This window comes from Ensifer sp. Root423, assembly GCF_001426275.1.
GTDB lineage: Bacteria > Pseudomonadota > Alphaproteobacteria > Rhizobiales > Rhizobiaceae > Ensifer > Ensifer adhaerens.
This window is the reverse complement of record NZ_LMEG01000027.1, coordinates 1-14,654: the sequence shown is the minus strand read 5'-3', so window position 1 is coordinate 14,654 and position 14,654 is coordinate 1. Positions and strand designations below refer to the sequence as shown.

General features: G+C 60.2%; 13 protein-coding genes. 11 read left to right on the top strand and 2 right to left on the bottom strand.

Annotated elements, in window-relative coordinates; all coding sequences use genetic code 11:
- Window positions 1-31 precede the first annotated feature (31 nt).
- From ASD01_RS22835 to ASD01_RS22805, 7 genes are all read left to right on the top strand, one after another.
- Window positions 32-913 carry a MurR/RpiR family transcriptional regulator gene (locus tag ASD01_RS22835; protein ID WP_034798710.1) on the top strand — a complete coding sequence of 294 codons (882 nt, stop codon included), beginning with the start codon at window positions 32-34 and terminating at the stop codon, window positions 911-913.
- A 47-nt stretch (window positions 914-960) separates the two neighbouring features.
- Window positions 961-1,623: a cysteine hydrolase family protein gene (locus ASD01_RS22830; RefSeq protein ID WP_082566430.1), complete on the top strand. Its 663-nt coding sequence runs from the start codon at window positions 961-963 to the stop codon at window positions 1,621-1,623.
- A 38-nt stretch (window positions 1,624-1,661) separates the two neighbouring features.
- A complete protein-coding gene (locus ASD01_RS22825) occupies window positions 1,662-3,005 on the top strand; it encodes a glutamine synthetase family protein (RefSeq protein ID WP_060644493.1) in 1,344 nt (447 codons plus the stop codon).
- Window positions 3,006-3,023: 18 nt separating this feature from the next.
- Complete coding sequence (locus tag ASD01_RS22820) at window positions 3,024-3,842, top strand: N-formylglutamate amidohydrolase (protein ID WP_082584683.1); 819 nt, start codon at window positions 3,024-3,026, stop codon at window positions 3,840-3,842.
- The gene (locus ASD01_RS22815; RefSeq protein WP_060644492.1) at window positions 3,839-5,143 is read left to right on the top strand and encodes an aspartate aminotransferase family protein; all 1,305 of its coding nucleotides are present in this window, start codon (window positions 3,839-3,841) and stop codon (window positions 5,141-5,143) included. Before ASD01_RS22820 ends, ASD01_RS22815 begins: the two co-directional genes overlap by 4 nt.
- 178 nt (window positions 5,144-5,321) lie before the next feature.
- Entirely contained in the window at window positions 5,322-7,619 is a 2,298-nt protein-coding gene (locus tag ASD01_RS22810) for a PBP1A family penicillin-binding protein (RefSeq protein WP_060644491.1), read from the top strand.
- A 385-nt stretch (window positions 7,620-8,004) separates the two neighbouring features.
- Entirely contained in the window at window positions 8,005-8,232 is a 228-nt protein-coding gene (locus ASD01_RS22805) for a hypothetical protein (protein WP_060516749.1), read from the top strand.
- A gap of 375 nt (window positions 8,233-8,607) precedes the next feature.
- Here the strand turns inward: ASD01_RS22805 and ASD01_RS22800 are convergent, their stop codons facing one another.
- Together ASD01_RS22800 and ASD01_RS22795 are read right to left on the bottom strand one after the other, a co-directional pair.
- Window positions 8,608-9,603, bottom strand: coding sequence for an ABC transporter permease (locus tag ASD01_RS22800; RefSeq protein WP_034798700.1), 996 nt, complete (start codon window positions 9,601-9,603; stop codon window positions 8,608-8,610).
- 46 nt (window positions 9,604-9,649) lie between these two features.
- Window positions 9,650-10,438 (bottom strand): ATP-binding cassette domain-containing protein, encoded by a 789-nt coding sequence (locus ASD01_RS22795; RefSeq protein WP_244495297.1) that lies wholly within the window; start codon window positions 10,436-10,438, stop codon window positions 9,650-9,652.
- Between the two features lie 150 nt (window positions 10,439-10,588).
- Between ASD01_RS22795 and ASD01_RS22790 the strand changes: the two genes are divergently transcribed.
- The 4 genes from ASD01_RS22790 to ASD01_RS22775 all read left to right on the top strand — a co-directional run bounded on the left by ASD01_RS22790 (window position 10,589) and on the right by ASD01_RS22775 (window position 14,511).
- Complete coding sequence (locus ASD01_RS22790; protein ID WP_060516755.1) at window positions 10,589-11,569, top strand: NAD-dependent epimerase/dehydratase family protein; 981 nt, start codon at window positions 10,589-10,591, stop codon at window positions 11,567-11,569.
- Window positions 11,570-11,617: 48 nt separating this feature from the next.
- Window positions 11,618-12,610, top strand: a complete 993-nt coding sequence (locus tag ASD01_RS22785) for a sugar-binding protein (protein WP_060516756.1) — start codon at window positions 11,618-11,620, stop codon at window positions 12,608-12,610.
- Window positions 12,611-12,789: 179 nt separating this feature from the next.
- Entirely contained in the window at window positions 12,790-13,686 is an 897-nt protein-coding gene (locus ASD01_RS22780) for an NAD-dependent epimerase/dehydratase family protein (protein ID WP_060644489.1), read from the top strand.
- Between the two features lie 42 nt (window positions 13,687-13,728).
- On the top strand, window positions 13,729-14,511 hold the full coding sequence (locus ASD01_RS22775; RefSeq protein WP_060584407.1) for a FadR/GntR family transcriptional regulator: 783 nt from the start codon (window positions 13,729-13,731) through the stop codon (window positions 14,509-14,511).
- The last annotated feature ends 143 nt before the right edge of the window (window positions 14,512-14,654 follow it).

Below are 14,654 nucleotides of genomic sequence, written 5' to 3'. Positions count from 1 at the left end.
TTCACGCCATCGTTTTTGGGAGGCAGAAATCGTGGCAATCCGGGACCGACTGACAGACGGCGCAATTACCTTCACGCGCTCGGAACTGAAGATCGTCAGGCAGCTTCTGTCGAATTATCCGGCAGCAGGGCTGAACACGGTCGCGCATCTCGCGGCCGCTGCCGGCGTCAGCAATCCGACCGTCGTGCGCTTTGCCAACACACTGGGCTTTGAGGGTTATCCGGAGTTCCAGAAGGCGCTGCTCAGTGAAGTCCAAGAGCGCATGAGCTCGCCGCTCTCCATGCTCGACGCGCGCCGCCCGTCGCTGGAACAAGAGAACTTCTACCAGTACTTCCTTCGCGCCAGCATCCATGCGCTGGAGTCTTCGATGCAAATGCTGCCTTCGGAAGACTTCGAGGCAGCCGTGGATGCGGCGGCCGACATGAGCGCTCGCATCCATTGCCTCGGCGGCCGCTTCAGCGGCTTTCTCGCGGGCCTCCTCTGGTCGCACATGAAGCAGCTCAGGGGCGACACGCGCTGGATCAACGGCAGTCAGGCCGACCAGGTCGATCAGCTTGTCGACCTCGGCAAGCGCGACGTGCTTTTCGTCTATGACTATCGCCGCTACCAGAACGACACGATCCGCTTTGCTCGTCAGGCGGCCGAGCAAGGATCGCGCATCGTGCTCTTTACTGACCGCTGGCTCTCGCCGATCGCCGATTTCGCGACAGTGACGCTGACGGCACCCGTCGACACGGTCTCGCCCTACGACACGATGGTGCCGGCGATTGCCCAGACGGAGGCGGTGATTGCGGCACTTACCGCCCGCCTTGCCACGCAGTCACGTGGTCGCATCGAGCGCATGGAGGACCTGCGCCGCGGATACGCCATCACGGAGGACGCCTTCAATCCAGCCGTTGAAGACGACCGCTGACCCTTTCCGCCGTCCCGGCGAACCAAAATAAACCGAGGAGAATTCGAATGAGTGCAGTCACTGTCAAGGTTGGCGACGATCGCTTGAGGCGCGACAGCGCCTATGAGGCTGGCCGCACCTCGCTGCTGTTCGTCGACATGCAGCGCATCTGGTGCGAGCCGAACCTCGACCCGACCCACCCGCAGGACGCCGAGAGCTATTATCACAGGCGCCTGCGCCAGACCGTCATCCCCAACCAGGTACGCATTCTGGAGGCGGCGCGAAAGGCCGGTTGCGATGTGCTGCACACGATCATCGAAAGCCTGACGCTCGACGGCCGCGACCGCTCGCTCGACCACAAGCTCTCCGACATGCACGTGCCGAAAGGTTCTCCGGAGGGGCAGGTCATTCCGGAACTTTCGCCCATCGACAACGAGATCGTGCTGCCGAAGACGTCGTCGGGCGTCTTCAACTCGACCAACATCGACTACGTCCTGCGCAACCTCAACACCCGCTACCTGATCATCGCCGGCGTCATCACCGACCAGTGCGTCGACATGGCGGTGCGCGACGCCGCCGACCGCGGTTACCTTGTCACCGTCGTCAACGACGCCTGCGCCACCTATAGCGAGCAGCGCCATGACGCGGCCCTTCGCGCCTACTCCGGCTATTGCTGGACGACCGACACTGAGACGGTGGTCAGCCGCCTCGGCACTTTGCGCCAAGCCTGAGTCGCCGCCTAAAAAATGAACGAATAGAGGGGAACCCCATGACGGAAACCAACAACGGCAAGGCGGCCGCCGCACTGACGGAACTTGCCACCTTCGTCACGACCGACATCGCCGGCATCACGCGCGGCCGCAGTTTTGCGGCTTCCGAGATCGACAGCTACCTGCGCAAGGGTGTCGGCTGGGTGCCGGCCAACCTGGCGCTCACGCCCTTCGACCTGATTGCCGAGAACAATCCCTGGGGCTCGGCCGGCGACCTCCGGCTGATGGCCGACCCCGACAGCAAGGCGCGCGTCACCTGCCTGCCAGACGAGACGCCGCTGCATTTCTATCACGCCGACATCACCGACCTCCAAGGCAATGCCTGGGACTGCTGCGTACGCAGCTTCCTGAAACAGACGCTGAAGGAATACGAACAAGTCGGCCTCAAAGTCATTTCAGCCGTCGAGCAGGAGTTCCAGTTGCTCGGCGTCGACTGGCCGGATGCGCCGTCCTTCGGCCTGCGCGCCCAGCGCCGTGCCGAACCCTTCGGGTCTCTGCTGATGACCGCTTTGCAGGAAGCCGGCGCCGAGCCGGAAATGTTCCTGCCGGAATACGGAAAGGACCAGTTCGAAATCACCTGCCGTCCCGCCGACGCGCTGACCGCCGCCGATCGCGGCGCTACCATCCGTGCAATCACCAAGGAAGTCGCCGCCCTCTTCGGCTGGAACGCGAGTTTTGCCCCGAAGACGGTCTCGAATGGCGTCGGCAACGGCGTGCACCTGCATGTGAGCTTCACCGATCTCGACGGCAATCCGGTGACCTTTGACGCCTCGCGTCCCGGCAGGCTCTCCAAGATCGCCGGCGCCTTTGCCGCCGGCGTCATCAAGCATCTGCCGGCGCTGACCGCCTTTACCGCTCCGTCGGTGCTTTCCTACATGCGGCTCGTGCCGCACCATTGGAGCGCCGCTTACACCTGCCTTGGCGAAAAGAACCGCGAAGCGACGCTCAGGATCTGCCCGACACTGGACCTTCCCGGCAGCAATCCGGCCAGGCAGTTCAACATGGAATACCGCGCCGCCGACGCATGCGCCAGCCCGCACCTGTCGCTGGCCGTCTTGTTGAAGGCCGGCCTCGAAGGCATCAAGGCCGGGCTCGAACAGCCGCCCTTGATCAATTCCGACCCCTCCGATTTCTCGGCGGCAGAGCAGGAGAAGCTCGGTATTCGTCGCCTGCCCGCGAGCCTGCCGGAAGCTCTGGATACGCTCACCGCCGATCCGGTCGTCACGGGCTGGTTCTCTCGAGATTTCCTTGACTGCTACATGGCGATGAAGCGCAAGGAGATCGAGATCGTCGATGGGCTCTCGCCGGACGAACTTTGTGCCCGCTATGCGGCGGTCTACTGATTGACGGATGGGCAACCCATGACCTCGACAACGGCCATCAAGAGCCTGGAACCCGGCGCGCGACACGACCCGGGCGCGCCGCTGCTTTCGATCGACGAACTGCCGCCCTATGCGGTCTTCAACCCGGACGGCACCTCCCCGATCCTGCTCTTATGCGAGCACGCCTCCAACCGGATGCCACGCGCGCTCGGCGATATGGGGCTTCCGCTGCACGAGCGCCAGCGCCACATCGCCTGGGATATCGGCGCCATGGCGCTGGCTCAGCACCTAAGCCTCAGCCTCGATGCACCACTGTTCTTCACCAACTATTCAAGGTTGGTGATTGACTGCAACCGGCCGCTTCCCGCCCCCTCGATGATCCCCGAGATCAGCGAGACGACGGAGATCCCCGCCAACCGAAACCTGAGCGACGAAGAGCGGCAGCAGCGGATCGATACGCTGTTCACGCCCTTCGCTGAAGCGGTCAGCCGCCGTCTCGACCGGCTCGAAGGCGAAGGCAAGCGGCCATTTGTCGTCGGCATCCACAGCTTCACGCCGGTCTATTTCGGCAAGCCGCGCCCCTGGCAGGCCGGCATCCTCTATCGCGACGCCGTCGATTTTGCCGGTTCGCTGATCCGAGAACTGGCCAGCGAAAGCCAGCTGACGATCGGCGACAACGAGCCCTACAACATCCATCCCGACGAGGATTACACCGTGCCGGTTCATGCCGACGCGCGTGGGCTTCCGGGCGTTCTGGTCGAGGTGCGCCACGATCTGATCGATACGGATGCGGGCGTCACTGCCTGGGGCGAGCGTCTCACCCGGTGTCTTAAAGCTAGCGTAGGGGAAGCCCCGTGACCGCACTCTACGAGAGAGACCAAGCGGCAATCGCCAACCTGCAGAAGCTGCGCTTCTTCCCGCTTGCAGTGACCGGTGGCCGCGGCGCGAGGCTGACGGAGGAAAACGGCCGCGAACTGATCGACCTCTCCGGGGCATGGGGGGCGGCGAGCCTTGGCTATGGCCACCCGGCGCTGGTTGAGGCAATCTCCGGTGCTGCGGCAAATCCCGCCGGCGCCAGTGTTCTTTCTGCCGCCAATGGACCGGCGGCGGCCCTTGCCGAAAAACTCCTCACGGCCTTTCCCGGATCGGGCGACAACAAGGTCTGGTTCGGTCATTCCGGATCCGATGCCAACGAGGCGGTCTTTCGCGCTGTCACCAAGGCGACGGGACGGTCGGGCGTCATCGCCTTCGTCGGCGCCTACCACGGCTGTACCGTGGGCTCGATGGCTTTTTCCGGCCACAGCGTCCAGGCGGGCGCGACCAAGGCAGACGGACTGCTCCTGCTACCGTACCCCGATCCCTACCGGCCCTACCACGACGACCCGACAGGTGGTGCGATACTCGCAGAATTACGGGAGCGACTTGAGGCGGCGCCGGAGCGTTTCGCGGTCGCCTTCATCGAGCCGATCCAGTCCGACGGCGGCCTGATCGTTCCGCCAACCGGTTTTTTTAAAGCCTTTTCCGCGATCTGCCGGGAATTCAATGTGCTCGTCGTCTGCGACGAAGTGAAGGTCGGGCTTGGCCGCAGCGGCCGCCTGCATTGCTTCGAACATGAGGATTTCGTCCCCGACATCCTGACCATCGGCAAGGGTCTTGGCGGCGGGCTGCCGCTTTCTGCCGCGATCGGCCCGGCACGCATCCTCGATTGTGCCAGCGCCTTTGCCATGCAGACGCTCCACGGCAATCCGATCTCTACTGCCGCCGGCCTTGCCGTTCTTGAAACCATTGAGCGCGACGAGCTTGCGCAGGAAGCGGAGCGCAAAGGCAAACTGCTGCGCGACGGCCTGGCAAGGCTTGCCGAACGATATCAACTGATCGGCGATATCCGCGGTCGAGGTCTTGCCTGCGGCGTCGACCTCGTTCTCGATCGGCAGACACGGGCTCCAGCGCGAGCGGAAGCAGCAAAACTTATCTATCGGGCCTATGAACTCGGCCTCGTCGTCTACTGTGTCGGGATGAACGCAAATGTTCTGGAGATGACTCCGCCGCTGACCGTCCCGGACACCGACATCGTTCAGGCATTAAACGTTCTGGATCGAGCTTTCGCCGAAGTCTCCGACGTTCCCGATACAGTTGTTTCGCAGTTCGCGGGCTGGTAAAGGCAGTCTCAAGACCTAAGCTCGCGCCCGCCACGGTTGGGATTTTTAGGTCCCACCTGTCGTGACGCGCGCACTGATGATGGCGGCGTATTTCCTTTGGCTGGAACCAGCGTCTTTGCCGTACGTTGAGAACCCGCCACAGTGCTCTAAGTCATTAAGGGTTTGAGCGTCTTAAAAAATGCCCCGCAATCCTCACGTCTCTACACGAAGTGGCACTGGGTCGGACGACCATCAAAAGGCGAAAATGCTCGCCCAGAGAGCCCCCGCGGGAACAAAAGAGTGGGATCACAGCGCAGACGCTGACCCGTTCATCCGAGCTGGAACGAGCGAACGTCCACCTCTGCCGTTTGAGCAGACCCGACAGGCAGCGCACGCTCTGCTTCGTGCGCTTCACTACGATTCGCGGGCTATCTCAACAGCGGTCAAGGTCAAGGTCCGGGCGGCTGCTTCGTCCGTAAAGACCAAGGTCCAGGCTACGGATAAGCAAACTCTTTCATTTCTGCTGAAAAATCTCGGCGGGGCACTTGCGAACGCTCCCAAAAAGGCAGGACGAGCGCTTCGCCGGTCTAGCCAGCCTGTCTTGCAAAGGAAAGCCAGGTGGAAATCGGCGGTGCGGCTGACCGCCGTTTTCTGTATTCTGGTTGGTGTAACGGGCTTGGTGTGGGCGCTAAAAGATGTCCCTTGGGCCGAGATCCGGGACGGTACACTAAAGCCTATCGTGGTGTTGGAAACCGCAGACGGTCAGCCGCTGGTCAGACAAGGACCTTATCAAGGATCTTACGCACAGTTCGACCAATTCACGCCACAACTGATCGATGCGGTACTGTCTGTTGAAGACCGGCGGTTCATGGACCACTTCGGCATCGATATCAGAGGCATCGGACGAGCGCTTCTTCGAAACCTCAAGGCAGGGTCGGTTGTGGAGGGTGGTAGCACGATCACCCAGCAGCTCATCAAGTTGCAGTATCTCGACAGCGATCGTACGGTAAAACGAAAGATACAGGAGTTTGTGATTGCCCTGTGGCTGGAGTGGAAACTCGGAAAGCAGGAAATCCTGACGCGTTACCTCAACAGCGCCTATCTTGGCGCTGGCGCAACGGGTATGCCGGCCGCCGCACGCATTTATTTCAACAAGGATATCGGAGCGCTAAACCTTTCGGAATCGGCGCTTCTGGCGGGATTGTTGCGGGCTCCTAGCCTATGGAACCCGATCGACAATCTTGAAGGTTCCCGAAAGCGCACATCGGTCGTCCTCGACGCGATGGTTGCGAACGGCAAGGTTGACGCGTCAAAGGCTGCGCAGATCAAGGCGAGCTTTGCTACCCTCCACCCGACAACGCCAACGCCCCGATCCGGCAGTTGGTTTGCGGACTGGGTCTCACCGCAGGCGAGCGAAATCGCCGGGACTTCGCCGGGCTCGACCACAGTTCGAACGACGCTTGTTCCCCGGCTTCAGGGGATTGCCGAAAGGGTCATCAAGAGGGCCTTGGATACTGAGGGAAGAACTGTTGGTGCATCTCAGGCCGCATTGGTGGCAATGACCCCGGATGGAGCGGTTGTGGCCATGGTCGGCGGCCGCGATTACAAAGAGAGCCAGTTCAACCGTGCCGTCACGGCAAAACGGCAGCCGGGCTCCACCTTCAAGTTGTTCGTTTACTATGCCGCTCTGAAGGCCGGACTTTCCTTATCCGACCGGGTACTGGACGCACCGATCGAAATCAACGGCTGGTCACCAGAGAATTCCGGCGGCCGCTATCGCGGCTGGGTCACGATCGCTGAGGCCTTCGCCCGGTCTTTAAACGCGCCAACAGTGGCGCTCGCCCAACATGTCGGCCTTGACAAGGTGATCAGTGCCGCGCGTGAACTCGGGATCGACGCGCCACTTGTCGATACGCCTTCGCTGGCGTTAGGCACGTCCGAGGTCAGCTTGCTTGACCTGACAAGTGCCTATGCGTCCGTGCAATTCGGCAAGGCCCCCGTTGAACCCAGGGGAATTATCGAATTTCAGGCTTCGAACCAAGCAACGGCTTTTCGAGTCGGGGCAAAAGATACGCCAAGCGTGGATCTGGCCCCCTATCGGCGCGATCTCCTTTCCCTTCTACAGCTTGTCGTGGAACGCGGTACCGGGCGCGCAGCCGACCCCGGCGCGTTTGCTGCTGGCAAGACCGGCACCAGCCAGAACAATCGTGACGCTTGGTTTGTCGGGTTCACCGAGCCACTTGTCGCAGGGGTCTGGGTCGGCAACGACGATGACACGCCGATGAAAGGCGTAACGGGCGGGGATATGCCAGCGCAGATTTGGCGGGATTTCATGCGGGAAGCGTTGGCGACCCCCGCAGCGGGCGTTCTGGTTGACGACAGCGCTCCGCCTCAGAGCTGCAACATCACCGCTTGCTCTCGCAGCTATCGCTCCTTCCGGCCATCGGACTGCAGCTACCAACCCTATTTCGGGGAGCGAAGGCTCTGCGAAAAATGACGAATACGTCGGATCAAATGCGAACCGCCCACAAAGGCGGCAAGCCTCGATGCCTTCCCCTCTCGGAACCGGCCAAGGCGGCCCAGCAAGCGGGAACCTTTTCCGTACATTCGTGTTTTTGCTTTGCTGATGATCTCGGATCCCTCCGGATCAAGGTAGGAGCCCCATCATCGCTCCGGCGAAGGTGGGGCTTTTTCACAACGCCGTCAACGCTTCGTGACAACACCGCGTAGCCGAGGGCCGCCGCCAGGCCGTGCGCAGGTCGTGCAACTGGAAGAGCTCGATCCGCTGGAACAGCTCGATCCGCGGACCATGGTCATAGCGATGACGGCAGACGTGCAATGGCCATGAGACAATTCTGCCCGAAGAGCGTTATGTAGTTGGTATGAGCAGATTCACGGAAACCGAAATCGCATTGATCGAGCGCCTACGCGCATTGAAGGCTATGCCGGACATGTCCATCAACGTGTTTGAAGTCGGCGATCCTTTGACCTCGGCAGGATTCTCGCAGGATGAAATCCTGGAGGTGCTCTACGCTCTTGAACAGGACAAAATCATCGCTCTGTTGCCTGGAAACCGACTGACAATGCTCAAAGAACTGCCGAATGGCTAGTGTGGCGCTGCGGGTTTGGCCGTAAATTGCCTCACCAAGTGCAACACCGTCGAGCTTGCCCTCGACCAAATCTCGACCTCTTTGCCCTCGGTCATAAGTATCCCCGTCTCCTGGCCCTGATGGCCATAGGCGCTGGCTCGTATGCCTATGGGTAGCGAGCACCCCGAGCCACAGCATGCTGGATCCGTCATGCCTCTCCTCTCCAGTGAGACGCATAGGTCCGAGCAGCCTTCACGACCGCAAGCGGCCTTCGAAGAATGGTAGGCGGGTGATGAACGCGTTCTCCACCGGGAATAGAACACAAACTCGCACTACCGCGCGCACTGGCGTGCGCGACCAACGCGTGAGAAAATCGCGTGCTGCAGGGCGTGTGCGCTACTCGCTTTGGCGGAAATTGCGGATGCGATCGAAAAGGACTGCAAGGATTATCGCGCCGCCGATGAATGTCCCCTGCCAGAACGCATTGATGCCGAGAAGTCCGAGGCTATTGCGGATCACCTCGATGAGTGCCGCACCGACAAGTGCGCCGAAGGCAGTACCTGCGCCGCCAGCGAGATTAGCGCCCCCAATCACTGCCGCAGCGATGACCTGCAACTCCATGCCCGCTCCAATATTGGTCGTCACAGCACCCAGCCAGCCGGTCTGAATGATGCCGGCGATGCCAGCCGACAGCGCCGAGATCATATAGACGCAGACCTTGATGGGTCGTACGGGAAGGCCCGTGGCAACGGCCGCCTTTTCGTTGCCACCAATGGCGTAAATGTAGCGGCCGATCCGCGTCCACCGCAGCACGAAGCCGGTCAGGAGCGCCAGCACGATCATGTAGATCACTGGATTGGCGATACCGAAGACCGCCCCACCGCCCAACGCCAGCAGCTTGGCATGATCGGGGCCAAATTCGAAGACGACAGTATTGTTGGACGCGACCATGGCCAGGCTCCGGGCAACCGAGAGCATGCCGAGCGTTACGACAAAGGGCGGAAAGCCGAGATAGGCAATCAAGATGCCATTGAACGCGCCGATCACTAATGCCGTGGCGACCGAGACGGCAATGCCCGTCCCTATGCCGTATCCCGCATGCATCGTGACTGCAAGTACCATACTGCACAGGCAGAGCACCGACCCTACCGATAAATCAATCCCACCGGTGATGATGACAAGCGTCATCCCGAGCGCGATGATTGCGATGAAAGTGACGTTGCGGGTGATGTTGTAGAGGTTCTTTGCCGTTGCGAAACTGTCGGTGGCGAATGACAGGAAGATGCAGGCGAGAACGACGGCGACCAGTACCCAGAAGGTCTGGCTGCCCAGGACTGTTGCTGCGAGCGTGCGCTGCCTATGGGCTATCGTCTCGTGCAGCGTCGTTGCCATGTTAACCTCGCGTTCCTCCGGCGCAAAAGACCCAGATCGTTTTCCGCTATCCACCCTCAATGGCGCCAGTAATAAGTCCTGTCACCTCTTCCGGAGAGGTCTCGATGATTGGCTTGTCCGCCACCTTTCGGCCTCGGCGCATGACAACGACGCGATCGGCGACATCGAATACGTCGGGCATGCGATGGCTGATAAGCACAACCAGAATGCCACGATCGCGCAGTTGTCGGATGAGATGGAGCACTTCAGCGACCTGGCGCACGGAAATGGCCGCGGTCGGCTCGTCCATCAGAACGATTTTCGCCTCCGAAATCATCGTACGCGCAATCGCCACCGCCTGGCGTTGACCGCCCGACATCTGTTTCACGAGGTCGCGTGCTCTGGTCTCGGAACGGAGTTCCTTAAAGATCTCCGCGGCCTTCCGGTACATTGCCTTGTAGTCGAGCACGCCCAATGGGCCGATGCCCCGCCTCAGTTCGCGTCCGAGAAAAACGTTCGCCGCCGCGGTGAGATTGTCACAAAGGGCAAGATCCTGGTGCACGATCTCAATTCCGAAGTGCCGCGCCTCGACCGGGCGATGCAGCACGATTTCGCTGCCATTGAGGCGCATCGTGCCTTCGCTCGGTCGAAAGTTTCCCGCAATCATTTTGACGAGAGTCGACTTGCCGGCGCCGTTGTCGCCCATCAATCCGACAACCTGGCCCGCCTCTAACGACAGCGAAATGTCATTGACGGCCTGTATGGCCCCGAAGTGCTTGGAAATATTGCTGAGTTCTAGCAGCACGACCAGCCTTCCAAACTCCCAAGACGCGCGGCCTTCACCAAGGCGCGTCACAATATGCCCGCCCCTTGAGTGAGAGATTGCTTATTTACGCAAATCATCACAACCGCGTCAATGATCTCTCGTCTGATAAACCTTATTTGTATGACAATTAGACATTGACGAAAGTCGCAATCATATATTAGCTACTACTGGGAGATAAGCATGCTTATCCTTGTCACCGGGGCAACGGGCAAGGTCGGGCAGCACCTCATATCCACGCTGCTTGACCGACCACGTTTTTCGAAAGCGCGCATTCGCGCGCTCTGCCACAACCGCGTGCTCAATCCAAGCGAGCGCCTCGAGATTATCCGCGGCTCCATCGCCGATCGCGCGGTCGCTGACGCCGCGATTGCCGGCGCGACCCATATCGTGCATCTGGCGACCTGCAAGGAAACGCCCGCCGACGTCATGGATGTGACCGTCAAAGGTCTCTTTTGGCTGCTCGAAGCGTTCAGAATGAGCCCAACAGCCCGGCAGTTCATTCTGATCGGCGGCGACGCCGCGGTCGGCCATTTCTTCTACCGCCATGAAGGACCGATAACCGAGGTGACACCGCATCGCGCCTATCCCGGCAGCTACGCGCTCTCCAAAGTCCTCGAGGAGGTGATGGTCGAGCAGTACTCAGTCCAATATGGGATGAACGTCTGCTGCCTGCGTGCGCCGTGGATCATGGAAAAGGACGACTTCAGGCACTCGCTTTCCTTCGGCGACGACGTTTTCGGTGGACCGGACTGGAAGACGTATTTTCCGCCCCATGAAGCCAGGCGCCACGCAAAGGCCGGAACCGTACCATTACTGCGCGATGCCGACGGAAGACCGCTCAAGCGCAACTTCGTCCACGTCAGCGACCTTGTGTCAGCGATCCTCAGCACGATCGACAATCCGCACGCAGAGCGTCAACGTTTCAACATCGCCATGGATCGTCCGGTCGATTACGGCGAGGTCGCAAGCTATCTCGAACGCACGCGCGGCCTGCCGTCGGTCGATGTTCCAAGCCATTTCCACTCAAACTGGTTGGACAACAGCAAGGCAAAATTCCTGCTGGACTGGCAACCGGAATACGATCTCGAAAAGCTTATCGACCAGGCCTTTCAATACGAGCGTCCACCAAGTGACCCTCGTATCGTCTGGTATCCGGGTTGATTTGTGCCGCGGACAGAGGGTGTCCGCTTGTTTCAACGGGAGGATAAAATGAGGAAAGCATTGGTGCTTGCAGTCGCAGCGCTGGCGCTGGCCGCCGGCCCCGCCGGCGCCCAGACGAAAAAGCAGCTCGTCATCGTCGTCAAGGGTCTCGACAATCCCTTCTTCGAGGCGATCAATCAGGGTTGCCAGAAGTGGAACAAGGAAAACACAAGCTCGGAATATGAATGCTTCTATACCGGCCCGGCGTCGACTTCCGACGAAGCAGGAGAAGCGCAGATCGTCCAGGACATGCTCGGCAAGCCCAGCACGGCTGCGATCGCCATTTCGCCTTCCAACGCCAAGCTGATCGCCCAGACGTTGAAGTCGGCAAACCCGACAGTCCCGGTCATGACGCTTGACGCCGACCTTGCCAAGGAAGATGCGGGCCTGCGAAAGACCTATCTTGGTACCGACAACTATACGATGGGCGCGCGGATCGCGGACTACATCAAGAAGGCAAAACCGAACGGCGGCAAGATCTGCACGATCGAAGGGAACCCTGGCGCTGATAACATCCTGCGCCGTGCTCAAGGGATGCGTGACGTGCTGACCGGCAAGGACGGGCTGGCCGAGCTAAAGGGTGAAGGTGGCTGGACCGAGGTTGCTGGCTGCCCGGTCTTTACCAATGACGACGGCGCCAAAGGCGTGCAGGCGATGACGGACATTCTTGCGGCCAATCCCGATCTCGACGCCTTCGGCATCATGGGTGGTTGGCCACTGTTCGGTGCGCCGCAACCCTATCGCGATCTGTTCAAGCCGATGGCAGACAAGATTGCGAAGAATGAATTCGTCATCGGCGCGGCCGATACGATCGGAGAGGAAGTGGCGATCGCCAAGGAGGGTCTCGTGACCGCACTTGTCGGCCAACGACCCTTCGAAATGGGCTACAAGGCGCCATCGGTCATGCTCGACCTGATCGCCGGCAAGCCGGTAGACGATCCGGTATTTACCGGTCTCGATGAATGCACCAAGGATACGGCCGATACCTGCATCCAGAAATAGGAACGGTGGCCGGAGCGCCCTTTGACGGCCTCCGGCGCCTCCGCCCCATGAGCAGCGAGCGCGGTCAGCACGCTTGACGGCCGGCCGCGACTCCTTGCAACGACCCCGCTTGGAAGTTCCCTTCGGCGAACTATCATCGACAAGACCATTCCCCAATTTTGCAAAGCACGGAGAGCGCAATGACCAAGCGGATCATCTTCACCGGAGGTAGCGGCAAGGCTGGCCGCCATGTCGTGCAATACCTCCTCGGGCAGGGCCATCAGGTGCTCAACCTCGACACGAAGCCCCTCGATAACCCGAAAGTACGCACGCTGATCACCGACATTGCCGACAGCGGCCAAGTGTTCAATGCACTGTCGAGCTACACCGGCCTGCACGAATTCGACCCGTCGCTTGCGCCGCAACCGATCGATGCCGTTGTTCATTTCGCGGCGATCCCGCGCATCCTGATCGCGCCTGACAATGAACTCTTTCGCATCAATGTGATGGGCACCTACAATGTCATTGAGGCGGCGGCGAAACTTGGCATCCGCAAGATCGTCATCGCATCCAGCGAAACGACCTACGGTCTCGTCTTCGCCAATGAGCCACGAAACCCGCACTATTTTCCGCTCGATGAGGACTATGACGTCGATCCGATGGACAGCTACGCGCTCTCCAAGGTGGTGAACGAAAGGACCGCGCGCGCCTTTGCGCTCAGAAGCGGAGCCGACATCTATGCATTGCGCATTGGAAATGTGATCGAGCCCAACGAATACCACCTTTTCCCAGGCTGGTTTGCCGACCCTGGATTTCGAAAGCGCATCGCCTGGAGCTACATCGACGCGCGGGACCTCGGCCAGATCACCCTCAGGGCCATCGACACGGATGGTCTCGGGTTCCAGATCTTCAATGCAGCGAACGACGAGACGTCTTCAGACCTTCCGACGCAAGAGCTGATCGACCGGTTCTATCGGGGCGTACCGGTCAAAGGACAGCTTGGCGAATACGAGACACTTCTGTCGAACCGGAAGGCGCGCGCGATGCTCGGTTTTCAGCCGCAACACAGCTGGCGGACCTATGTTGGCGGCAGGTGACGCAATGCGTGGCTAGAGGGTTCGAGATACGAGAAAAGATGAATGGCTGAACAGCGACCAGAAAAACTCTCCGCAGGCTCGGGTACCGCGGAGGCGGCGCGTGCGACCCGACGGCTCGACGCGCCGCGCATGTCAGGGCCGAGCGTTCATATGTCGCTCGCCGAAGATATCGGGCTCAGGATCGTGCGTGGCGACTATCCTCCGGGAACGATCCTGCCGAACGAGGCCCAGTGGACGGAAATCTTCAATGTAAGCCGAACCGCTGTCAGGGAGGCGATCAAGATATTGATGGCCAAGGGGCTACTCGCATCGCGTCCAAAAATCGGCAGTTGGGTGGAGCCGAAGGAGCGTTGGAACCTGCTCGACCGCGACGTCCTGAGTTGGTACGCACACTCGCCGGATCGGATCCAGTTCCTCAAGACCGTACAGGAATTTCGTCACATCATCGAACCGGAAGCCACCGCCCTTGCAGCGATCCGCCGCAGCGAAGAACAGATGGCCGAAATCACCGAGGCACTGAGAGACATGGGGCAAGCGACAACGCTGCAGGCTCGCACCCAAGCTGACACGCGCTTCCACCTCGCGATCCTGCGCGCTTCCGGAAATGACCTCCTCATTCCGCTCGGGACGTTGATTGAATCCGCACTCAACCACCTTTTCCTGCTGGTAACCCGGAACGACAGCACCCTCGTCCATGCCCTTAGGCTCCATGAGAACATCGAGAAAAGCATTCGGCTTCAACGCCCGAACGCGGCCCGTAACGCCGTAAGGCGACTTTTAGCGAACACCGATGCACTCATTGCGCATTCAGAGCGCAACATGTGAGCTCAGGGCGCGCCGCACGTCGTCGTGAACAAACTGCTGCTGAGTGAATAGCACCGAGATTTGTAGACGCCTTCTTTCCTAATTTTGAGGCAAGAAGAGCATCATGAGCAAATCGAATTTCAGCGAAGAGTTTAAGCGTGACG

What these genes read in the sequence shown, in the direction of transcription:
- ASD01_RS22830 (WP_082566430.1), top strand. Translation starts at nt 961, where the DNA reads ATGAGTGCAGTCACTGTCAAGGTTGGCGACGATCGCTTGAGGCGCGAC.
- ASD01_RS22825 (WP_060644493.1), top strand. Translation starts at nt 1,662, where the DNA reads ATGACGGAAACCAACAACGGCAAGGCGGCCGCCGCACTGACGGAACTT.
- ASD01_RS22820 (WP_082584683.1), top strand. Translation starts at nt 3,024, where the DNA reads ATGACCTCGACAACGGCCATCAAGAGCCTGGAACCCGGCGCGCGACAC.
- ASD01_RS22810 (WP_060644491.1), top strand. Translation starts at nt 5,322, where the DNA reads ATGCCCCGCAATCCTCACGTCTCTACACGAAGTGGCACTGGGTCGGAC.
- ASD01_RS22805 (WP_060516749.1), top strand. Translation starts at nt 8,005, where the DNA reads ATGAGCAGATTCACGGAAACCGAAATCGCATTGATCGAGCGCCTACGC.
- ASD01_RS22800 (WP_034798700.1), bottom strand. Translation starts at nt 9,603, where the DNA reads ATGGCAACGACGCTGCACGAGACGATAGCCCATAGGCAGCGCACGCTC.
- ASD01_RS22790 (WP_060516755.1), top strand. Translation starts at nt 10,589, where the DNA reads ATGCTTATCCTTGTCACCGGGGCAACGGGCAAGGTCGGGCAGCACCTC.
- ASD01_RS22785 (WP_060516756.1), top strand. Translation starts at nt 11,618, where the DNA reads ATGAGGAAAGCATTGGTGCTTGCAGTCGCAGCGCTGGCGCTGGCCGCC.
- ASD01_RS22780 (WP_060644489.1), top strand. Translation starts at nt 12,790, where the DNA reads ATGACCAAGCGGATCATCTTCACCGGAGGTAGCGGCAAGGCTGGCCGC.
- ASD01_RS22775 (WP_060584407.1), top strand. Translation starts at nt 13,729, where the DNA reads ATGGCTGAACAGCGACCAGAAAAACTCTCCGCAGGCTCGGGTACCGCG.